General features: G+C 69.3%; 20 protein-coding genes. 14 read left to right on the top strand and 6 right to left on the bottom strand.

The features are described from left to right. Positions 1 to 18 precede the first annotated feature (18 nt). From FHW79_RS24550 to FHW79_RS24520, 7 genes are all read left to right on the top strand, one after another. Positions 19 to 2,502 (top strand): TonB-dependent receptor, encoded by a 2,484-nt coding sequence (locus FHW79_RS24550; RefSeq protein WP_183181323.1) that lies wholly within the window; start codon positions 19 to 21, stop codon positions 2,500 to 2,502. A 26-nt stretch (positions 2,503 to 2,528) separates the two neighbouring features. After that, positions 2,529 to 3,269, top strand: coding sequence for a cobalt ABC transporter substrate-binding protein (locus tag FHW79_RS24545; RefSeq protein WP_183181322.1), 741 nt, complete (start codon positions 2,529 to 2,531; stop codon positions 3,267 to 3,269). Next, positions 3,266 to 3,562, top strand: coding sequence for a DUF3649 domain-containing protein (locus tag FHW79_RS24540; protein ID WP_183181321.1), 297 nt, complete (start codon positions 3,266 to 3,268; stop codon positions 3,560 to 3,562). Before FHW79_RS24545 ends, FHW79_RS24540 begins: the two co-directional genes overlap by 4 nt. A gap of 14 nt (positions 3,563 to 3,576) precedes the next feature. Beyond that, a complete protein-coding gene (locus tag FHW79_RS24535; protein WP_348984265.1) occupies positions 3,577 to 5,199 on the top strand; it encodes a PepSY-associated TM helix domain-containing protein in 1,623 nt (540 codons plus the stop codon). Between the two features lie 2 nt (positions 5,200 to 5,201). Then, on the top strand, positions 5,202 to 5,489 hold the full coding sequence (locus FHW79_RS24530) for a DUF3325 domain-containing protein (RefSeq protein ID WP_183181320.1): 288 nt from the start codon (positions 5,202 to 5,204) through the stop codon (positions 5,487 to 5,489). Between the two features lie 144 nt (positions 5,490 to 5,633). After that, complete coding sequence (locus FHW79_RS24525; RefSeq protein ID WP_183181319.1) at positions 5,634 to 7,700, top strand: carbon starvation CstA family protein; 2,067 nt, start codon at positions 5,634 to 5,636, stop codon at positions 7,698 to 7,700. 66 nt (positions 7,701 to 7,766) lie between these two features. Then, entirely contained in the window at positions 7,767 to 7,970 is a 204-nt protein-coding gene (locus tag FHW79_RS24520; RefSeq protein ID WP_211108471.1) for a CstA-like transporter-associated (seleno)protein, read from the top strand. 50 nt (positions 7,971 to 8,020) lie between these two features. Here the strand turns inward: FHW79_RS24520 and FHW79_RS24515 are convergent, their stop codons facing one another. From FHW79_RS24515 to FHW79_RS24505, 3 genes are read right to left on the bottom strand one after another with little or no spacing between them, the layout of a single operon-like run. Then, entirely contained in the window at positions 8,021 to 8,539 is a 519-nt protein-coding gene (locus FHW79_RS24515; protein ID WP_183181318.1) for a cyclase dehydrase, read from the bottom strand. Positions 8,540 to 8,553: 14 nt separating this feature from the next. Next, entirely contained in the window at positions 8,554 to 9,726 is a 1,173-nt protein-coding gene (locus FHW79_RS24510) for a zinc-dependent alcohol dehydrogenase (protein ID WP_183181317.1), read from the bottom strand. Between the two features lie 49 nt (positions 9,727 to 9,775). Continuing rightward, the gene (locus FHW79_RS24505; protein WP_183181316.1) at positions 9,776 to 10,567 is read right to left on the bottom strand and encodes an SDR family NAD(P)-dependent oxidoreductase; all 792 of its coding nucleotides are present in this window, start codon (positions 10,565 to 10,567) and stop codon (positions 9,776 to 9,778) included. A 267-nt stretch (positions 10,568 to 10,834) separates the two neighbouring features. Between FHW79_RS24505 and FHW79_RS24500 the strand changes: the two genes are divergently transcribed. The 5 genes from FHW79_RS24500 (at position 10,835) to FHW79_RS24480 (ending at position 14,472) form a co-directional block, all read left to right on the top strand. Then, positions 10,835 to 11,512: a GntR family transcriptional regulator gene (locus tag FHW79_RS24500; RefSeq protein ID WP_183181315.1), complete on the top strand. Its 678-nt coding sequence runs from the start codon at positions 10,835 to 10,837 to the stop codon at positions 11,510 to 11,512. Between the two features lie 49 nt (positions 11,513 to 11,561). Continuing rightward, a complete protein-coding gene (locus tag FHW79_RS24495) occupies positions 11,562 to 12,353 on the top strand; it encodes a transporter substrate-binding domain-containing protein (protein WP_035677591.1) in 792 nt (263 codons plus the stop codon). A gap of 79 nt (positions 12,354 to 12,432) precedes the next feature. Beyond that, complete coding sequence (locus FHW79_RS24490) at positions 12,433 to 13,104, top strand: amino acid ABC transporter permease (RefSeq protein ID WP_183181314.1); 672 nt, start codon at positions 12,433 to 12,435, stop codon at positions 13,102 to 13,104. After that, positions 13,101 to 13,760, top strand: coding sequence for an amino acid ABC transporter permease (locus tag FHW79_RS24485; protein WP_183181313.1), 660 nt, complete (start codon positions 13,101 to 13,103; stop codon positions 13,758 to 13,760). The genes FHW79_RS24490 and FHW79_RS24485 overlap by 4 nt, the downstream gene beginning before the upstream one ends. Next, complete coding sequence (locus FHW79_RS24480) at positions 13,738 to 14,472, top strand: amino acid ABC transporter ATP-binding protein (RefSeq protein ID WP_014197879.1); 735 nt, start codon at positions 13,738 to 13,740, stop codon at positions 14,470 to 14,472. The genes FHW79_RS24485 and FHW79_RS24480 overlap by 23 nt, the downstream gene beginning before the upstream one ends. A 62-nt stretch (positions 14,473 to 14,534) precedes the next feature. On the opposite strand, the gene FHW79_RS24475 is transcribed toward FHW79_RS24480, so the two are convergent. Then, on the bottom strand, positions 14,535 to 15,290 hold the full coding sequence (locus FHW79_RS24475; RefSeq protein WP_183181312.1) for a GDSL-type esterase/lipase family protein: 756 nt from the start codon (positions 15,288 to 15,290) through the stop codon (positions 14,535 to 14,537). A 321-nt stretch (positions 15,291 to 15,611) separates the two neighbouring features. Between FHW79_RS24475 and FHW79_RS24470 the strand changes: the two genes are divergently transcribed. Continuing rightward, the gene (locus tag FHW79_RS24470; protein ID WP_183181311.1) at positions 15,612 to 17,105 is read left to right on the top strand and encodes a hypothetical protein; all 1,494 of its coding nucleotides are present in this window, start codon (positions 15,612 to 15,614) and stop codon (positions 17,103 to 17,105) included. Beyond that, the gene (locus tag FHW79_RS24465) at positions 17,102 to 17,605 is read left to right on the top strand and encodes a hypothetical protein (protein WP_183181310.1); all 504 of its coding nucleotides are present in this window, start codon (positions 17,102 to 17,104) and stop codon (positions 17,603 to 17,605) included. Before FHW79_RS24470 ends, FHW79_RS24465 begins: the two co-directional genes overlap by 4 nt. Positions 17,606 to 17,608: 3 nt before the next feature. Here the strand turns inward: FHW79_RS24465 and FHW79_RS24460 are convergent, their stop codons facing one another. Both FHW79_RS24460 and FHW79_RS24455 read right to left on the bottom strand, forming a co-directional pair. Continuing rightward, on the bottom strand, positions 17,609 to 19,657 hold the full coding sequence (locus FHW79_RS24460; RefSeq protein ID WP_183181377.1) for an NAD(+) synthase: 2,049 nt from the start codon (positions 19,655 to 19,657) through the stop codon (positions 17,609 to 17,611). A gap of 172 nt (positions 19,658 to 19,829) precedes the next feature. Then, positions 19,830 to 21,524 carry a methyl-accepting chemotaxis protein gene (locus tag FHW79_RS24455; protein WP_183181309.1) on the bottom strand — a complete coding sequence of 565 codons (1,695 nt, stop codon included), beginning with the start codon at positions 21,522 to 21,524 and terminating at the stop codon, positions 19,830 to 19,832. Positions 21,525 to 21,534 lie beyond the last annotated feature (10 nt).

Here is a 21,534-nt window from a genome sequence, read left to right as displayed (position 1 = left end):
GGTAGAGGATCTGGCACGATGCTTCAATCTTGCGGCAAGGACGCCCTGCGCCTGACCGCCCGCCGCCGCGGCGCCGCGCATGACGTCTTCGCACCGGGGCTGCGCCCGGTCGCCGTGGCCGTTTGTTTTGCCAGCGCCGTCCTCGCGGGCGGCCTTCCCTTCGCGCCGGCCGCCCAGGCCCAGACGGCGGCGGCGCGCACGATCAACGCCAACGTGCCGGCGGGGCCGCTGGACGCCGCGCTGCGCAGCTTCGCCGCCCAGGCCGGAGTGAGCATCGCCGTGGACCCGGCGCAGGTCCGGGGCAAAACCTCCCAGGGGCTGCGCGGAACGACGACGGTCGAGGATGGTTTCCGCCGTCTGCTGGACGGCAGCGGCTACCAGATCGCGGGCACGCCGTCGGGGTATGGCATCGTCGCGCAAGGGTCCGCGCCGGTGGTGAACGCGCCGGCCGGGGCGACGGTGCTGCCCTCCGTCCAGGTGTCGGCCAACGCCGGAGCGCTTCCCGGTGAACCGCCGCCGCCCTACGCCGGCGGTCAGGTGGCGCGCGGCGGCTCGCTGGGCCTGCTGGGCACCAGGAACACGCTGGACACGCCGTTCAGCACGACCAACTACACCTCAGAACTGATCGAGAACCAGCAGGCGCGCACGGCGGCGGACACGCTGGTCAACGATTCGTCGGTGCGCACGACCACGGGCGGCAACGGCTTCGACGACACGTTCCAGATTCGCGGCTTCGCCGTTCCGTCGGGTGACGTCGGCTTCAACGGCATGTACGGGCTGGTGTCCTCCAACCGCGTGCCCTCGCAGATCATCGAGCGGATCGAGCTGCTGAAGGGGCCGGGGGCGCTGATGAACGGCATCGCCCCCAACGGCAGCATCGGCGGCGGCATCAACATCCTCAGCAAGCGGGCCGGCGACCAGCCGCTGACCCGCGTGACCGGGCTCTACCAGAGCGACTCCAATTTCGGCGTGCATGTCGACACCGGCCGCCGCTTCGGCGAGAACAACGCCTGGGGCGTGCGCTTCAACGGCCTGCTGCGCGGCGGCGAGGCCTCGATCAAGGACGGCGACGTCAAGACCGGCCTCGGCTCGCTGGCGGTGGATTACCGGGGCGAGCGGCTGCGCTGGTCGCTCGACGGCATCATCCAGCGCGACGACACCGACAATTTCCGCCCGCAGATCAGCATCCTGTCCACGACGACGGCCATCCCGTCGCCGCCCGACGCGCGCAGCAACTGGTACCCGAACACGACGCTGGTCCAGAAGGACAAGACCATCGCCTCGAACATCGAGTTCGACGTGACGGACTGGCTGACCGCCTACGCCGGCATCGGCTACCGGGACGGCACCAACGATCAGGTGTTCCCGCAGTCCAACCCCGCCGTGAACGCGCTCGGCAACTTCACGGTCCGCAACTCCTACTACGACTCCTACAGCGAGACGGTCAGCGGCACGGCCGGCGCGCGCCTGCGCTTCGAGACGGGACCCGTCCGCCATCAGGTCAACATCGGATACACCGGCTTCCAGCGGGAGGAGGGCAACGCCTACATCCAGGCCGCCGGCTCGGCCCCGTCGAGCATCTACAACCCGGCGCCGCTGCCCGTCATCACCGCGCCGCGCACCGATCCGCGCAAGTCGGCCGAGACGACGCTGAGCAGCATCGCCATCGCCGACACGCTGTCCTTCGTCAACGATCGCGTCCTGCTGACGCTCGGCGTGCGCGACCAGACGGTGAAGGTGAAGGGCTACAGCACGACGACCGGCGCGCAGACCAGCAACTACGACGCCAGCGCCACGACGCCGCTCGCCGGTCTGGTCGTCAAGCCGCTGGAGAACGTCGCGGTCTACGGCAACTACGCCGAGGGCCTGTCGCGCGGCACCATCGTCGGCGCCGGCTACGCCAACACCGGCGCGGTGCTCGAACCCTACAAGTCGAAGCAGCTCGAGGGCGGCGTCAAGGTCGATTGGGGCACCATCACGACCACCGCCGCGGTGTTCCAGATCACCCGCCCCAGCTCAATCCGCACCGCGTCCAACGAGCTGGCCTATGACGGCGAGCAGCGCAACCGCGGCCTGGAACTGTCCGCCTATGGCGAGATCCTCCCCGGCCTGCGCGCCATGGCCAGCGCGACCTTCCTGAAGCCGGAGCTGACGAAGACCGCCGTCGCCTCGGAAGAGGGCAACGACGCCGCCGGCGTGCCGGACAAGAGCTTTTCCGCCAGCCTGGACTGGGACACCCCGTGGGTCGAGGGCCTCGCCCTCAACGGGCGCGTGATCCACACCTCGGGCTCCTACCTGACCAACGCCAACACGCTGCGTTTCGACGGCTGGACCCGCTTCGACATCGGCGCCCGCTACACCACCGACGTGTCGGGCAAGCCCGTCGTGCTGCGCGCCAGCGTCGAGAACCTCTTCGACAAGGAGTACTGGCTGACCACCGGCACCTACGTGACCGTCGGTTCGCCGCGCACCGTGCTGCTGTCCGCCACCGTCGATTTCTGAACCTCCCGATCTTCCTGGATTTCATCATGAACAAACTGTCGCTTGCCCTCATCGCCGCGCTGGGCTTCGCCATGCCCATCGCCATGCCCGCCCAAGCCCACCAGATCTGGATCGAGCAGCCCGAGCAGGGCAACGCCACGATCCGCTTCGGGGAGTTCGGCGAGAACCTGCGCGAGGTCTCGCCCGGCCTGCTCGACAAGTTCGGCAAGCCGGCCGGCACCCTCCTCTCCGCCAAGGGCGAGCAGAAGGCCGAGGCCGCCAAGACCGCCGACGGCTTCGCGCTGCCCTTCAAGGCCGCCAACGGCGAGAGCATCGTCGCCGAGGACACGCTCTACCCGCTCTACACGTGGAAGCAGGGCGACAAGGAGACCACCAACTGGTTCCATCCCGCCGCGCGGCTGATCACCGGCTTCGCCGAGCAGGCGCCGAAGCTGGCGCTGGATCTCGTGCCCACCGGCAAGCCGGGCCAGTTCAAGCTGGTCTTCCAGGGCCAGCCCAAGGCCAAGACCAAGGTGATGCTGGTCACCCAGTCCGGCTGGGCCAAGGAGGAGCACAGCGACGAGCAGGGTCTGGTCACCTTCGACCTGCCGTGGAAGGGCACCTACGTGGCCGAGGTCAGCCTGAACGAGCGCACCCCCGGCGAGCGCCAGGGCGCCAACGGCGCAGAGAAGTATGACGGCGTCAGCTACGTCACCACGGTGACCTACGTCCACCCCGAGGGTCTGGCGCCGGTCCCCGCCGGCCCGGCGGCGACGCCCAACAAATGACCTCCGTGGCCGGACGGGTGCGCGCAGCCTTTGATGCTTGGGGCGGCCCGCTCGTCTCGCGCATAGTCGCCGCCCTGTTCGGCGGCTATGCGCTGGCGGCACTCGCCAGCGTGGCGGTGCTGGCCCTTCCCATGAGCAAGCCCCAGGCGGTGCTCACCGGCGAGATGGCGAGCTTCGTCATCTACGCCGCCGCCGTGATCTGGGTCTTCGCGGTCCGCAGCGCCCTGCGCGCCTGGGCGGGCCTTCTTGTCGTGGCCGCGCCGCTGCTGCTGGCGGCGTGGTCGGTCTGGTGATGGGGAGCCCGAGCGTGACGACGGACCAGCAAGCGCGCCCCGACGGCCGCGGCCTCCGCCAGAGCATGTCCGACCTGCACACGTGGGTCGGGCTGCTTCTCGGCTGGGTGCTCTACGCGATGTTCCTCACCGGGACGGTGTCCTACTTCAAGGACGAGCTGTCGCAATGGATGCGCCCCGAACTGCCGGCGCTGAGCGGGGTTCCGGATCAGGCCCTGGTGGCCCAGCGGGTGGCCGACGAGCTGGTCGCCCTGGTGCCGGGCAGCCCACAATGGAGCCTGCGCCTGCCGGACGCCCGCAACAACAGCGTCTACGCCTTCTGGCGCACCGCCGGGGCGGCTCCCGGGCAGCGCGGCTTCGGCGAGGGCAACTTCGACCCGGCGACCGGGCGGACGGTGTCGTCGCGCGCGACGCTGGGCGGCGACTTCTTCTATCGCTTCCATTTCCAGTTCCACTACATGCCGGTGGTGTGGGGGCGCTGGATCGCCGGAATCGCGGCCATGTTCATGCTGGTGGCCATCGTCAGCGGGGTCATCACCCACAAGAAGATCTTCGTCGATTTCTTCACCTTCCGCTGGGGCAAGGGGCAGCGCTCCTGGCTCGACGCGCACAACGCGCTGTCGGTGTTCGGGCTGCCGTTCCACGCCATGATCACCTACACCGGACTGGTGACTCTGATGGCGCTCTACATGCCCTGGGGCCAGCAGGCGGGAATCAAGACCGCGGAGGACCGCCGGCAGCTCAACGCCGAACTCAGCGCCTTCATCCAGCCGGGCAAGCCCAGCGGCGAAAAGGCGCCGCTCGCCTCGATCGAGGACATGGTGCGCCAGGCCCAGGAGCGCTGGGGCCGGGACGGCGTCGGGCGGGTCACCGCCACCCATCCGGGCGACGCGGCGGCGCGGGTGGCGGTGGCGCGGGGTGACGGCGGGCGCGTTTCGATGAGCCCGCAATATCTGGAATTCGAAGGGACCACCGGCAAGCTGCTGGCCGTCCATGAAGGGGTGGGGCCGGCGGCGGAGACGCGCGGCGTGCTCTACGCCCTGCATCTGGGGCGTTTCAGCGACAGCGTGACGCGCTGGCTCTATTTCCTCGTCAGCCTCGCCGGCACCGCCATGGTGGGCACCGGTCTGGTGATGTGGACGGTGAAGCGCCGGCAGAAGCTGCCCGATCCGGCCCGGCCCCACATCGGCTTCCACGTCGTGGAACGGCTGAACATCGCCAGCATCGCCGGCCTGTCGGTCGCCATGGCGGCCTTCCTCTGGGCGAACCGCCTGCTGCCAGAGACCCTGGCGGACCGCGCCAACTGGGAGATCCACGGCTTCTTCATCGTCTGGGCGCTGACGCTGCTGCACGGCGTGCTGCGCCCGGCGAAGAAGGCCTGGGTCGAGCAGTTGTGGCTGGCCGCGGCGTTGCTGGCGCTGCTGCCCGTGCTCAACGCCGCGACCACGCAGCGGCCGCTCTGGCGCAGCCTGGCCGACGGCGACTGGGTGTTCGCCGGCATGGACCTGATGTGCTGGGCGCTGGCGGCGCTCCACGCCGTCCTGGCGGTCCGCACGCTCCGCCACCAGCCCAAGACACGGCCCGCCCGCAAAGCCGTCAACAAACCCGCCGGCGCCGCCGTGTTGCGCGAGGGATGAGCATGATCCACCTGTCGTCCTTCATCCTGTGCCTGACGGGGTTCGCCGCGCTGGCCGTCGCCATGGATCGCCCGCAGCATGACCTGTTCGGACGGGCGCTGCCGGCGCCCGCGACGGTCGCCCTGCGCGTCGGCGGAGCGGCGTCCCTTCTGGGGGCTCTGGGCCTGCTTGTGGCGTGGCAGGGCTGGGGACTCGGCCTCGTCATGTTCAGCGGCCACACCAGCCTGGGCGCCGGAGTCGTCCATGGCGCGCTGATCGCCCGGGGGCGGCGGGCTGCCCGCTCAAATTGAGGGTAGGCCTTATTTTTGGCCCATTTTGTCGCGACCGGTGAGTTTGCTCTTTCCGTTCGGGCGTGATGAGAGGATGATTCTCCATCGTATTCATCAGGTTCATCGTGCTTTTCAACGATTGCGAATCGTTTGGGAGGAGTACGCATGCCCCGCATCCTCAATCACGCGCCGTGGCTGGTCCTCGCCGTGCTGGGCGCCTTCGCGCTCGGCACCGTCGCCCTGGCGCGCGGCGAGACCATCAACGCCCTCTGGCTGGTCGTGGCCGCCGTCTGTACTTACCTGGTGTCCTACCGCTACTACAGTCTGTTCATCGCCACCCGCGTCATGCGGCTGGACCCGGCGCGCCCGACTCCGGCGATGCGTCACAACGACGGGTTGGACTACGTCCCGACCAACCAGTACGTCCTGTTCGGCCATCATTTCGCGGCCATCGCCGGCGCCGGCCCGCTGGTCGGCCCGGTGCTGGCGGCCCAGATGGGCTACCTGCCGGGCATGCTGTGGATTCTCGCCGGCGTGGTGGTCGCCGGGGCGGTCCAGGACTTCATGATCCTGTTCGTCTCGATGCGCCGCGACGGGCGCTCGCTGGGTGAGCTGATCAAGGCCGAGCTGGGGGACATCCCCGGCGTCATCGCCCTGTTCGGCACCTTCATGATCATGGTCATCATCCTGGCGGTGCTGGCCCTGGTCGTCGTCAAGGCGCTGACCAACAGCCCGTGGGGCTTCTTCACGGTCGCCGCCACCGTGCCGATCGCCCTGTTCATGGGCATCTACATGCGCTTCCTGCGCCCCGGCCGGATCGGCGAAATCTCCATCATCGGCTTCTTCCTGCTGATCGCCGCGATCCTGCTCGGCGGACAGGTCGCGCAGAGCGAGACGTGGGCGCCGGTCTTCACGCTAACCGGCATCCAGATCACCTGGATCCTGATCGGCTACGGCTTCGTGGCGTCGGTGCTGCCGGTGTGGCTGCTGCTGGCTCCGCGCGACTACCTGTCGACCTTCCTCAAGGTCGGCACCATCGTGATGCTGGCGCTGTGCATCCTGCTCGTCGCGCCGCCGATGAAGATGCCCAGCGTCACCCGCTTCGTCGACGGCACCGGCCCGGTGTGGTCGGGCAGCCTGTTCCCGTTCCTGTTCATCACCATCGCCTGCGGCGCGGTGTCGGGTTTCCACGCCCTGATCTCCTCCGGCACCACGCCGAAGATGGTGGAGAACGAACTCCACACCCGCTTCATCGGCTACGGCGGCATGCTGACCGAGTCCTTCGTCGCCATCATGGCGCTGGTCGCCGCCTCCTGCATCGAGCCGGGCATCTACTTCGCCATGAACAGCCCGCCCGCGCTGCTCGGCACCACGGCGGAGTCGGCGGCCCAGGTCATCAACAACTGGGGCTTTGTCATCACGCCGGAGATGATCACCCAGACGGCGCAGGACGTCGGCGAGGTGAGCATCCTGTCGCGGGCCGGCGGCGCGCCGACCCTGGCCGTCGGCATGGCGCAGATCTTCTCCGATCTGTTCGGCGGCAAGGGCATGATGGCCTTCTGGTATCATTTCGCCATCCTGTTTGAAGCGCTGTTCATCCTGACCGCCGTCGACGCCGGCACCCGCGCCGGGCGGTTCATGCTGCAGGACCTGCTGGGCGTCTTCTTCAAGCCGCTGCAGCGCACGGCGTCCTGGGCCGGCAACCTGATCGCCACCGGCCTGTGCGTCGCCGCCTGGGGCTACATCCTCTATCAGGGCGTGGTCGATCCGCTGGGCGGCATCAACACCTTCTGGCCACTGTTCGGCATCTCCAACCAGATGCTGGCGGGCATCGCCCTGATCCTGGCGACGGTGGTGCTGTTCCGGATGAAGCGGGAGCGCTACGCCTGGGTGACCATGGTGCCGGCGGCGTGGCTGCTGATCTGCACCCTGACCGCGGGTGTGCAGAAGGTCTTCCACAGCAACCCGGCGATCGGCTTCCTCGCCCACGCCGAGCGGTTCAGCACCGCCGCCAACGAGGGCCGGCTGCTCGCTCCGGCGACCTCGATGGAGCAGATGCGGCAGGTGATCTTCAACGATTACCTGGACGCGGCGCTGGCCTCGCTGTTCGTTCTGGTGGTGCTGGCGGTGCTGGTCTTCGGCATCCTGTCCTGCTTGAAGGCGCTGCGCAGCGACCGCCCGACCACCCGGGAGATCCCGACCGGCGGCGCCACCGCGCGGGCGGGGGATTGAGCAGGGTCACACCGTTCCCTCACTCCTTCGGGAGTGAGGGAACGGTCTATTGGAAAAGGACCACCGATGAGCGGCTTGAAAAGCAACCTCAGCCGGTTCCGCGGTTACTTCGAGCAGACGGCCAAGCTCATGATCGGGGTGCCGGATTACGACACCTATCTGGAGCACATGCGGACCCGGCACCCCGACCAGTCGGCGATGACCTACACCGAGTTCCTCGACAACCGTCTGCAGGCGCGCTACGGCGCCGGCAAGGCGGGGTGTTGCTGAGGGGGTGTTGTCCCCTCTCCCCAGGGGGGAGAGGGCTATGACCGAGCCGCTCAAGCCGGCTGGAAGCGCAGGATATCCGGGGTCCGCATGTCGGCGGGGATCGGGGCGTCCTTGGCGGCGCCCCGCATGGCGGTGGGCGGGCGCGGCAGGCCGGTGCGGTCGCTGTAGTCGCGGGGCGGAGTCCACGCCGCCGCCTCCTCCCGGTGCAGCATCGCCGTGCACAGCACGTCGAGCGCCGTCACCGCCGCGACCGCGCCCAACGCCGTGGCGACATTCTCCCGGCGAGGGTTGCCGTCGTGGTGCGCCGACGCCAGCGTGGCGAGGTCCAGCGCGTCCCCGGCGACCCGTCCCCACATCCAGGGACGGGCGTCACCCATCGCCAGCAGGCCGACGCCGGTCGCCACCTCGCGCGCGCCGTAGGACCGGATCAGCCCGGCCTGCTCCTCCATCCCCATCCAGCGGGCAAGACGGCGGGCGGCCACCAGTTCGGCAACGCCCAGCCCGATGCTGAACCAGCCCAGGCCGCGGGCCATCCGGTCCGCGGACGAATTCCGTCGGTAATACGCCATGATGCACCTCCCGGTTACGGCTTGAGCACGACCTTGATGCAGCCGTCCCGCTTGTCGCGGAAGGTCTGGTACATATCCGGCCCGTCGGCCAGACCCACGGTGTGGGTGATGACGAAGGACGGGTCGATCTGGCCCTCCTGGATGCGGCGCAGCAGGTCGTCGGTCCAGCGGTTGACGTGTGTCTGGCCCATGCGCCAGGTCAGGCCCTTGTTCATCGACATGCCGAAGGGGACCTTGTCGATCAGCCCGCCATAGACTCCGGGGATCGACAGCGTGCCGGCGGGGCGGCAGACATACATCATCTCGCGCAGCACATGGGCGCGGTCGGATTCCAGAGCCAGCGCCTGCTTGGCGCGGTCGTACATGGAATCGAGCGTGGCGGTGGCGTGCGCCTCCATGCCGACGGCGTCGATGCATTTCTCCGGACCCTTGCCGCCGGTCAGCTCGTTCAGCCGCTCGACGACGCTTTCCTCCTCGAAATTGATGGTGATGGCGCCGCCGGCCTTGGCCATGGACAGGCGTTCGGGCACGCGGTCGATGGCGATGACCTGCTTGGCGCCCAAGAGGATGGCGCTGCGGATCGTCATCTGCCCGACCGGGCCGCAGCCCCAGATCGCCACCGTGTCGGTCGGCTGGATGTCGCACTGCGCCGCCGCCTGCCAGCCGGTGGGGAAGATGTCGCCGAGGAACAGCACCTGCTCGTCGGTCAGCCCGTCCGGAATCTTCACATGGGTGCGGTCGGCGAAGGGGACGCGCACATACTCCGCCTGCCCGCCGGGATAGCCGCCGGTCAGGTGGGTGTAGCCGAACAGCCCGGCCGTGGTGTGGCCGAACAGCTTGTCGGCCATCGCCTTGTTGCGGTTGGAGCGCTCGCAGACCGAATAGTTGCCGCGGCGGCATTGGTCGCACTCGCCGCACCAGATGGTGAAGGGGACGACGACGCGGTCGCCGACCTTCAGGGCGCTCTTGGCCTCGGCCCCGACGTCGACGACCTCGCCCATGAACTCGTGGCCCAGGATGTCGCCCTTCTCCATGCCGGGCATGAAGTGGTCGTAGAGATGCAGATCCGAACCGCAGATGGCGCAGGACGTGACCTTGACGATGGCGTCGCGGGGCTGCTCGATCTCCGGGTCGGGAACGGTGTCGTAACGGACGTCAGCGGTGCCGTGCCAGACCAGGGCTTTCATGGGAAGCTCCTCCGTGGGGGGTGGGGAAAGGGGGCGGGCGTGCCGAGCGTCAGTGGTGGCCGGAACCGGGTTCGGCCTGCTTGCGGTGCTGCTCGGCCAGCACGCCGGAGGGCGTCACGGCGGCCATGGCGGTCTGCAGCTTGTTCTTCCAGCCGGCCACCACATCGCCGTCGCCGCGCATCATCGCGTCGAAGCCGACCTTGGCGACCATCGCCGGGTCGTCCTTCTTGCCCTGGCCGATTTTGGTGTCCTCCATGCCGGCGCGCTCGAAGAACTCGGTGTCGGTGGCGCCGGGCATCAGGCAGGTGACCGTCACCCCGGAGTCCTTGATCTCGTGGCGCAGCGCGAAGGAGAAGGAGTCGATGAAGGCCTTGGTGCCGTTGTAGACCGCCTGATAGGTGCCGGGCATGAAGCCGGCGATCGAGCCGGTGATCAGGATGCGGCCCTGCTTGCGGTCACGCATGCCGCGCCCGACCTTCTGGATCAGGTACAGCGTGCCGGTGATGTTGGTGTCGATGACGTGGCGGGCCTCCTGGAAGTCCTGATCGAGGAAGCCGTGGCCCAGCCCGTGGCCGGCGTTGGCGAGCAGGGCGTCGACCGGCCGGCCCTTCACCGCCGCGCACAGTGTGTCGACGCCGTCGAGGGTGGCGAGGTCCGCCTGCACCGCTTCGACCGTGACGCCGAGCGCGCGCAGCTCCTTGGCGGCCTCCTCGATGGCCGGGTCGTCGGCGGCGATCAGCAGGTCGAAGCCGTTCCGGGCGCATTCTTTGGCGAGTTCGAGGCCGATGCCGGTGGACGCCCCGGTGACGACGGCAAGGGAATGGGTGGCTGCACGAGCCATGGGAACGGTCCTCTTTGCGAAGCGGGAGAGTCCCTCAACCCAACTGGAGCTGGCGGCCGTTGGTTCCGCCTTATCCGCCGCCGCCCTTCGCCATTCGGAGCAGGCGGATCGAAGCGATGCCGCAGAAAAGTGCATAAGGCTTAATCAGGTCGACGCCATGCCCAATTTTTGATCGCAACAAGGGCCGGGGGCCAGCGTTTCCGCGCCTTTCCGGTTGGCACGCCGCTTGCTCAACAGTCTTGTATACAAGATTGGTGCGGCAGCTTGATGACCCAGCTTTCCGACAGCATCGAAGACAGCGTGATCTCCGCCATCCTGGGCGGCCGGCTGCGGCCCGGCACCCGGCTGGGCGAGGCGAAGCTGGCCGAGGTCTACGGCGTGTCCCGCACCCGCGTGCGCGAGGCGATGATGCGGCTGGAGACGCGCGGCATCGTCCATGTCAGCGCCCGGCGCGGCTGGTTCGTCGTCGAGCCCTCGGCGACGGAGGCGCGGGCCGCCTTCCAGGCGCGGCGGGTGATCGAGACCGGGATGCTGCGCGATCTGCACACGCTGCCCGGCGACGCCGTCGCCCACCTGCGCGCCCATGTCGAGGAGGAGCGCGAGGCGCTGCACTCCGGCCATGTCGGGTCGCGCACCTGCCTGCTCGGCGACTTCCACATCCACCTCGCCCACGCCTTCGGCAACGCCTTCCTGACCGACATCCTGCGCGACCTGACCGCGCGCACGACGCTGGTCTCGATGCTCTACCAGTCCGACCAGGACGCCGCGGCGTCCAGCGACGACCACGCCGGCATCGTGACGCTGCTGGCCGACGGCGACTATGCCGGGGCGGCGCGGCTGATGGACGAGCACATCCGGCGCGTCGAGGACGGCCTCGACCTCGCCGCCGCCCCCGATCCCCTGGCCGGCCTGCGCGAGATCCTCTCGCCCGGCGCCCCCGCCTGACCCCTTTCACAAAACCATTCCATCCAGACCAACCGGAGGAGTTAGAGACATGAAGCGCAGGACCCTGCTCGCCCTGGCCGTCGCCGCCGTCGCCGGCCTTTCCATCGCCCAGGCCCCCGCCGCGCGGGCCGACGCCCTGCAGGACATCACGAAGCGCGGCACGCTGCGCGTCGCCGTCCCGCAGGACTTCCCGCCCTTCGGCTCGGTCGGCCCGGACATGACCCCGCTCGGCTACGACATCGACGTGGCGAAGCTGATCGGCGCCAAGATGGGCGTGAAGGTGGAACTGGTGCCGGTGACCAGCGCCAACCGCATCCCCTTCCTGCAGACCAACAAGGTCGATCTGGTCATCTCCAGCCTCGGCAAGAACGCCGAGCGCGAGAAGGTCATCGACTTCACCGACGCCTACGCGCCCTTCTTCAACGGCGTCTTCGCCCCGGCCGGCGTCACCGCCGCGAAGCCGGAGGATCTGGCCGGCAAGACCGTCGGCGTGACCCGGGGCGCCATCGAGGATCTGGAGCTGACCAAGATCGCCCCGGCCGACGCGGTCATCAAGCGCTACGAGGACAACAACGGCACCATCTCCGCCTTCCTGTCCGGTCAGGTCGAGGTGGTGGCGACCGGCAACGTCGTGGCGGCGGCGATCCTCGCCCGCAACCCGCCGAAGCGGCCGGAGCTGAAGTTCCTCATCAAGAACTCCCCCTGCTACATCGGCCTGAGCAAGGAGCAGCCGGCCCTGCTGGAAAAGCTGAACGGCATCCTGGCGGCGGCCAAGGCCGACGGCTCGCTGAACGCCATCGCGCAGAAGTGGCTGTCCGCCGACCTGCCGAAGGACCTCTGACGACCATAGGGCCGGGGCGGCGCGGGCGGCTTCGGCCACCGCGGCGTCCCGGCGTACGGAGGGCTGACCGGAGGGCCGCATGACCTACCGCTTCGATTATTCGTGGATCGCCGAATACTGGCCCGTCATCCTGAAGGGTCTGGTGACGACGGTCGAACTGACCCTGATCGGCACGCTGTTCGGGGTGGCGCTGGGCATCGCCTGCGCCTGGACGCGGTCGCTCGGCCCGCGCTGGCTGCGCCCGCCGGTCGTCGCCTATGTCGAGCTGATCCGCAACACGCCCTTCCTGATCCAGCTCTTCTTCATCTTTTTCGGTCTGCCGTCGCTCGGCGTGCAGATGACCGAGTTCCAGGCGGCGGTTCTGGCGATGGTCGTCAACCTCGGCGCCTACAGCGGCGAGATCATCCGCGCCGGCATCGAGGCCACCCCGCGCGGCCAGTTCGAGGCCGGGGCCAGCCTCGCCATGACGCGGTTCGAAACCTTCCGCCACGTCGTCCTGATCCCGGCGCTGCAACGGATCTGGCCGGCGCTGTCGTCGCAGATCGTCATCGTCATGCTCGGCTCGGCGGTGGTGTCGCAGATCGCGGCGGAGGACATCACCTTCGCCGCCAACTTCATCCAGTCGCGGACCTTCCGCGCCTTCGAGAGCTATTTCCTGACCACCGGCCTCTATCTGCTGCTGGCGCTGGCGCTGCGGCAGGCGCTGCGCGGCGTCGGGCGGATGCTGTTCCCACGGAGGGCCGCGCGATGATGACCTTCACCCTGTGGGACATCCTGCGCAACCTGCTGCTGGCGGCGCGCTGGACGGTCGTTCTTTCGCTGGTCTCCTTCGTCGGCGGCGGTCTGCTGGGGATGGCGCTGCTCTACCTGCGGATCGGCAAGGCGCGGGCCGGACGGATCTTCGTCCAGGGCTATGTCGAGCTGTTCCAGGGCACGCCGCTGCTGATGCAGCTCTTCCTCGCCTTCTTCGGGCTCGGCCTGTTCGGCATCGACGTTCCGGCCTGGCTGGCCGCCGGGCTGGCGCTGATCCTGTGGACGGCGGCCTTCCTGGTGGAAATCTGGCGCGGCTGCGTGGAATCGGTCGCCTGCGGCCAGTGGGAGGCGTCGGCCAGCCTCGGCATGGGCTACGTCCAGCAGATGCGCTACGTGATCCTGCCCCAGGCGGTGCGCGTCGCCGTCCCGCCCACCGTCGGCTTCTCCGTGCAGGTGGTGAAGGGCACGGCGCTGACCTCGATCATCGGCTTCGTGGAGCTGTCCAAGGCCGGCACGGTCGTCACCAACGCGACCTTCGAACCCTTCACCGTCTATGGGCTGGTCGCCCTGATCTACTTCGCGCTGTGCTGGCCCCTGTCCAAGAGCAGCCAGATTCTGGAAAGGAAGCTCAATGTCGCTCATCGCGATCACTGAGGTGAAGAAGCGCTTCGGCGACGTCGAAGTCCTGAAGGGGATCAACCTGGACGTCGAGCGCGGCGAGGTCGTCGCCATCATCGGCAAGAGCGGTTCGGGCAAGAGCACGCTTCTGCGCTGCGTCAACGGGCTGGAGATGATCGACGACGGCTCGATCATGGTGGCCGGCGCCCAGCTCATCAACGACGACCTGCACCTGAAGGCGCTGCGGCTGAAGGTCGGCATGATCTTCCAGCAGTTCAACCTGTTCCCGCACCTGTCGGCGGGGCGCAACGTCATGCTGTCGCAGATGGTCGTCAAGAAGACGCCGGCGCGCGAGGCGGAGGCGATGGCCCGCCGCATGCTGGAGCGGGTGGGTTTGGGCCACAAGTTCGACGCCTACCCCGACCAGCTCTCCGGCGGGCAGCAGCAGCGCGTCGCCATCGCGCGGGCACTGTCCATGCAGCCGATGGCCCTGCTGTGCGACGAGATCACCTCGGCCCTCGACCCGGAGCTGGTGAACGAGGTGCTGGCGGTGGTGAAGGAGCTGGCCGCCGACGGCATGACGCTGATGATGGTGACCCACGAGATGCGCTTCGCCCGCGAGGTCTGCGACCGTGTGGTCTTCATGCACCAGGGCCGCGTGCACGAGATCGGCCCGCCCGAGGAGGTCTTCGGCAACCCCCGCACCCCGGAACTCCGGCAGTTCCTCGGCGCGCAACTGGTCGTGTGACAGCATAAGGGCGCCGGTGGCATGACCGCCGGCGCCCTTGCCTGGGAACGTATGCTGTGGGCTCAGCGCGCCGCGGTCTTCTCGCTGACCACCCGCGGGGTGTCGATCATGTCGGCGACGAACTCCGCCAGACAGCGGTAGCTGAGGTCCTTCAGGTGCAGGCCGTCGGTGCTCAGCACCTGATCGGCGGCGAAGTGCCGGCTTTCCAGCCACCACGCCATGATGCGGTAGCGGTCGAGCACCGGCACGTCGAGTTCGCGGGCGAGCGCCACCACGGTGGATGCGTAGGCGGGGTAGGAGTCGACCTTGGCCTCGCCAGGGAAGGACTGCGGGTTCATCAGGATGACGTCCGCGCCGGTCTTGCGGATGCGGGCGATGCCGTCGCGCAGGGTGGCGGCGAAGGCGTCGAGCGGCACCTTCTGGAAACTGTCGTTGGTCCCGACCTGCCAGACCACGAGGTCCGGCTTGGCGGCCAGCACGTCCTTGTCGAAGCGGACGAGGTTGGCTCCCGCCGTCTCGCCGCCGATGCCCTTGTTCAGGACCTGGATGGCCGAGGCGGCGTGACGCTGCTCCAGAATGGCGTCGAGCTGGGCGGGGTAGGTGGCGGTGATGGTGGTGGCCCCGACGCCTTCCGTGCTGGACGACCCCATGGCGACGACGGTCAGCGGGTGACCGGCGGCCAGGGCGGCCCGGCTGTGCGCCAGTCCGGCGGCGGCTGAATCGGCACCGGGCGGGACCGGGCACAGCGCCGACGCGGCGGCGGCACCGCTCCACAACACCCAAGCGGCCAACACTCCGCCAAGCACCCGTCCCGTCATGAGCCACGCTCCCCTGGTTCGCCTCGTCGAGGCACGCTGTCTGAGAGCGATGGTCAGGCGATCATGGTTAATGCATCGCTAAGCGAGAGGGCGGCTAACCCCATTTCGTTCCTTGTCAAAAGGGATGCCGCGGCGGGGCGACCTGGGGCCGGGAGCGGTCCCCGCTCGACAACGTAACCGCGAAACCAAGCCGCCGCCGTGCTGTTCAACAGGATGGGCTTGGGTGCTTGAGGTGACCTAGCCCCCTCCCCTCCGGGGAGAGGGGATGCCGATAGCTCCCGTCGCGCCCGCTCCGTCCCGTCGCATTGCGTGGTTGAAGGCATGCATCTGGCTGATCTGTTCGTTGCGCTGCGGCACCAACTGGATCAAGACCCGAAGGAGACCGAGCGCGCCGTGCTGCGCCTGGAATTCGCGCCGCACGATGCGGGTGCTGCTCTGCGTCGGCTGATGGCGCTGTTCGAGGCTGACGACGGCGCCGATGCTCTCAAGTCTTGGATCGACACGTCCGACGAGGGAAAGCCACTGGACCGGTGTGTGCTGGCGGCCCAGGCCATCGACCAATGGTTCGCGCCGCTGGCCTCACGCGTCCTGTCGCGACCCGCCCTGTCCGATGGTCATCTGCGGGCGCGGCAATGGTACAAGCGGCACGGGCGCTTCAACAGCGACGTTGCCGACGGCCAGCTCATCCTGCGGCCCGGCCTGTTCGACCGCTCGGTGAACATCCGGGAGGTCACGCCCCTGCGCGAGTCCTTCGATGTGGCCGACCTCTTCCAAACCCTGCTCCTGCTGCCGCCGACCCTCGCGGCGGAGTGCCCCCACGGTGAGGACGGCGAACGGCCCGTCTCGCTGGCCTTCCACCGCGTTGCCGAGGTCGCCGACCAGTGCCCCAGCGATCCTGAATGGACGCCCATTGTCGGCGTCGTTCCGCTCGCCCTGGCCGAGGACGACCTCGCCCTGCGGACCTTTTCCCAGGACGGTGCGGACTGGTACGCCGCGGTTCCCGGCGATCTCGGCGCCCGCGCGGCGTCGGCCATCGACGCGCTGGCCGCCGAAGGGGCGACCATCGTCGTCTTTCCCGAGGTTACCGCCGATGCCGCGACGCTCGACACCATCCAGGCGGCGGTGCGGCGGCAGGCCGTGGACGGGCCGATCCGCTATGTCCTCGTCGGCGTCCGTCAGGACGGGGAGGGGGAAGGGAAGCCGCGCAGCACGGCGGTCCTTCTCGACCGGACGGGGGCCGAGATTTTTCGCCAGACCAAGCTGCACTGCTGGGACCTCGACGCCGACCAGTGCCGCTCCTACGACGTGCGCGGCCCGGATGGGAGGCTGCTCGACGAAGCGAAGGAGTTCATTGCGCCGGGGAACGGCGTCATCGTCGTCGAGCTGCCCAACATGGGCCGGCTGGCGGTGATGATCTGCGAGGACCTTGGGCGCGAGCGGCCGGCGGCGTGGCTGTGCCGGGCCAAGCTGCTGGACTGGATCGTCACCCCGGTGATGGACGCCGGCCTGACGGAGGAGCGGTGGCAGGCCCATGCCGGCGACGAGTCCTCGCGCGCCGGGTCCTGCCGGGTGGTGGTGGCGAACAGCATGGCCTTTTCGCACCGCTTCAACCGTGTCTGCGACGCCGACGGGGAGGAGGACAAGCGCATCACCGACTGCGGGGTCGCGCTGTTTTTCCAGCCGCGCGCCGATCCGGCGCAATCCTCGCGCATCCGCCGGCTGTCGCTTCCCATCGACGCACCGGAGCCCGGCTGCGTCGCGGCGCGCTGGGAGCCGCAACGTTGGCCGGAGCTGAACACGGAGGGCTGTCCATGAGCGGGGAGGCGTATCGGACCCTGGCCGACGATATCCGGGACGCCGTCGCGGCCGGCCGTTGGGACGAGGCCGACGCCGATCTGGACACGCTGGCGGAAGAGGCGGCGCTGTGCCTCGTGCAGGATCGGGTTGCCAACCTCGCCGCCCTGGCGCGGGAGGTTGCCCGCTGCCACACGGCGCTGGCGCTGCGCGAGGACCGCAGCCCCGACGCGATGCACCGGCTGGGGCAGCTTCGCGCCATCGCCGCGCTGGTCGCCGCCGGCCGGGCGAACCGGCCCGCCCGCAGCGAGGCCGCACTCGCCCAGGATGGGACACCGACCGCGGCGGTGCTGCGCGCCCTGGCGGACGGGGCGAAATCGGGGCCGGCGCTGGTCGAGGCGACGGGCCTCTCGCACGACGCGGTGGCCCGCGCCCTGCCGGAACTGCGCGCCGCCGGGCTGGTCCGCTCCTGGCCGGCCGGGCGGCTGGTGATGAACGAACGGACCGGCGCTGCGGAGTAGCGATTACTCCTTCGGCACCTCGCGCTCCAGCTCCTCCAGCCAAATGCGGGCGTTGCCGTCGGATGGCGCGCGCCAGTCGCCGCGCGGCGACAGGGAGCCGCCCGCCGTCACCTTCGGCCCGTTGGGCATGGCCGAGCGCTTGAACTGGCTGAAGCCGAAAAAGCGCTGGATGAAGACGCGCAGCCAGGAATGGATTTCGGCCAGCGTGTAGGCGCTGCGCTTCTCCACCGGATAGCCCGCCGGCCAGTCGCCGCGCGCCGGATCGGACCAGGCGTGCAGGGCGAGGAAGGCGATCTTCGACGGGCGCAGCCCGTAGCGCAGCGTGTGGAACAGGTGGAAGTCCTGAAGCTCGTAGGGGCCGACGACGGCCTCCGAACTCTGCAGGGCGCGGTCGCTGCCGGCGGGGACCAGCTCGGGCGAAATCTCGGTCGCCAGGATGTCGCCCAGCGTGCCCAGAACCTCGTCCTGGAACTGGCGGGAACCGATCACCCAGCGGATCAGATGCTGGATCAGCGACTTCGGGACGCCCGAATTGACGTTGTAATGGGCCATCTGGTCGCCGACGCCGTAGGTGCACCAGCCCAGCGCCAGTTCCGACAGGTCGCCGGTGCCCAGCACGATGCCGCCCCGCTGGTTGGCGAGGCGGAACAGGTAGTCAGTGCGCAGACCCGCCTGGACGTTCTCGAAGGTCACGTCGTATACCGCCTCGCCGCGGGCGAAGGGGTGGTCCATATCCTTGAGCATCTGGTTGGCGGCGGGCCGGATGTCGAGTTCGTGGTGAGACACGCCGAGCGCGCTCATCAGGCGCAGCGCGTTGCCCTTGGTCTTGTCGCTGGTGCCGAAGCCCGGCATCGTGAAGGCGAGGATGTCGGTGCGCGGCCGGTCGAGCAGGTCCATGGCGCGGGCGGCGACGATCAGGGCGTGGGTGGAATCCAGCCCGCCCGACACGCCGATCACGATGCGCGGCATGCCCGTAGCCCGCAGCCGCTGCACCAGCCCGGCGACCTGGATGTTGTAGGCCTCGTAGCAGTCCAGCTCCAGCCGTTCCCGCGCCGCCGGGACGAAGGGGAAGCGGGGGACATTGCGGCGCAGCCCGACGTCGCCGCCGGGCGGATCGACGCGGAAGGCGACCCGGCGGAAGGCCGTCCCGTGCAGGCGGCGGTTGTCGTCGAAGGTGCCCATGCGCAGCCGTTCCTGGCGCAGCACGTCGAGGTCGACGTCGGCGACGGCCATCTGGGCGCCCTTGGGAAAGCGCTCGGTCTCGACCAGCGTCTCGCCGTTCTCGAAGATCGACGCCTGCCCGTCCCAGGCCAGATCGGTGGTCGATTCCCCGGCCCCGGCGGAGGAGTAGAGATAGGCGGCGATGCAGCGCGCCGATTGCGACTGGCAGAGCAGGCGGCGGGTCTCCGCCTTGCCGATGGTGATGTTGCTGGCCGACAGGTTCGCCAGCACCGTCGCCCCGGCCAGCGCCGCCCCGGAGCTGGGCGGGACGGCGACCCAGAGGTCCTCGCAGACCTCGGCATGGACGACCAGCCCGTCCAGGTCGTCCGCCTGGAACAGCAGGTCGGGGCCGAAGGGGGCGTCGAGGACACCGTCTTGGGCGCCGATGCGGATCGTCCCGCCCTCGGTGCCGGCGCCGGACGCGAAATGGCGGCGCTCGTAGAATTCCCGGTAATTGGGGAGATGGACCTTCGGCACGACGCCCAGCAGCCGGCCGCGATGCACGGCGACCGCCGTGTTGTAGACCCGGCCGGCGTGGCGCAGCGGCGCGCCGACGAGGATCAGCGGCATCAGATTGCGCGACTGCTCCACGAGGTGGGTGACGGCCTTCTCCACGGCGTCGAGCAGGCAGTCCTGAAGGAACAGGTCGTCGATGGCGTAGCCGGACAACGCCAGCTCGGGGAACAGCGCGACGGCGACCGCCTGGTCGTCGCACTCCCGCACGCTGTCCAGCACCGCCGCGGCGTTCGCCATGGGGTCGGCGATGGTGCAGGGCGTCGTGCAGGCGGCGACCCGGGCCATCCCATGGCGATAGAGTGACCCAAAGCTCATGGTCCGAGCCGCGCCGTCAACCGTCATCGTGATCCTCTCCCAACCGGTCCTGCGGTAAAGCCCACAGGAGGGAAACCGGCGGAGGCCGCCGGTCGTCTCGCCCGCCGCATTCTGGCGGTTGCCGGCGCGCCGCTCAACCGATTGATCACGGCCGATTGATTGGAGGACACGATCAGGCCGTCTTCACCTCGGCGATGAAGGCGTCGACGCTGCCCTTGAGGGCCACGGCGCGGCCGGCCACCTCGCGGGCGGATTGCAGGACCTGCGCCGATCCGGCGGCCGTCGATTCGGAGGCGATGCGCAGCGTGCCGATGGTCCCGGTCACCTCCGCCGTGCCCTGCGCCGCCTGGACGGCGTTGCGGCCGATCTCGGCGGTGGCGGCACCCTGCTGCTCGACGGCGGCGGCGACGGCGGTGGCCATCTCGTTCAGGCGGAAGATCACCGTGGCGATGGTCTGGATGGCCGACACGGCGCCGCCGATGGTCTCCTGCATGGCGCCGACCTGACCGCGGATCTCGTCGGTCGCCTGCGCCGTCTGGTTGGCGAGCTGCTTGACCTCGCTCGCCACCACGGCGAAGCCCTTGCCGGCCTCGCCCGCGCGGGCGGCCTCGATGGTCGCGTTGAGCGCCAGCAGGTTGGTCTGGCTGGCGATGCCCTGGATGAGGTCGATCACCTCGTTGATGCGCTGGCCGGATTCGGTCAGGGCGCCGACCCGCTCCTGGGCCTGCTGGGCCTGCCGCGTCGCCTCGTCGGCGAAGCCGCGCGCCTCGTTCATCTGGCGGGACACCTCCTGTACGGTGGAGGTCATCTCCTCCGTCGCGGCGGCGACCGTCTGGACGTTGGCGGCGGTCTGCTCGGCGGCGGCGCCGACGACGGTCATCCGTTCCGACGCCTGCTCCGCCCCGGCGGACAGGGAATTGGCGGTGGCCTCCAGCGCGGCGGCGGCGTCCTTCATCACATGCAGGGCCTCGCCGACCTCGCGGTCGAAGCGCAGGATGGTGGCGCCGACCGCCTCGGCGCGGTCGAGCTTGTGCCGGGCCTCGGCCTCCTGCTCCTCCTGGATGCGCTGGCGGTCGAGCGCGTTGTCCTTGAAGACGGCGAGCGCCCGCGCGATGTCACCGACCTCGTCGCGGCGGTCGGCGCCGGTGATGACCACCGCCAGATCGCCGCCGGCCAGACGGCGCAGGCAGGACACCGCCTCGACGATGGGGCCGACGATGCCGCGCGCCGACAGCCAGCGCCCGATCAGGCCGCTGGCGAGGATGCCGAGCAGGGCGACCGCGGCGATCAGCCAGGTGGTCCGGTTGGCCAGCGCTTCCGCCTCCTCGGAAATCCGCGCCGTCTTGGCGACGGTGAGGCCGTTGTAGTCCTGGACGGCGCGGATCAGCGCCTCCACCTGCTCCTGGCTGCCGGACACGTTGTTCAGCACCTCGCGCCGGGCGTAGGTGATGCCCATATCGGCGTGCTTCTTCGCCGCCGCCACCGTGGCGTCCAGGCTGCTGACATAGGCGGCGTATTGTGTCTCGATGCCGTCCAGCAGGGGGCGCTGCTGCGCGTCGGCGGCGGCGCGGGCGTGCTCCAGGTGGGCGCGGACCTCGGCCTTGCGGTCGGCGACGACGGCCTCGATGGTGGCGACGCTGGCCGGGTTGGCGCCCATCTGGTACTCGGCGCGGCTCAGCTCGACCAGATAGCGGTTCAGCCGGGCGCCCTGCGTCGCCTCGCGACCCGCCTCCTCGACCCGGTTCAGCTCCCCGCCGAGCGTGGCGAGGCCGTAGCCGCTGACCAAAGCGGTGGACACCGATACGGTGCCCAGCACCACGACGATGCCGAGAATCTTCCCGGCGATCCGCACATTCTTCAACTGCATGTCGGCCTCG

This window comes from Azospirillum sp. OGB3 (assembly GCF_014192915.1).
Lineage (GTDB): Bacteria > Pseudomonadota > Alphaproteobacteria > Azospirillales > Azospirillaceae > Azospirillum.
The sequence above is the reverse complement of the archived record's forward strand: the minus strand, read 5'-3'. Positions and strand labels throughout refer to the sequence as shown.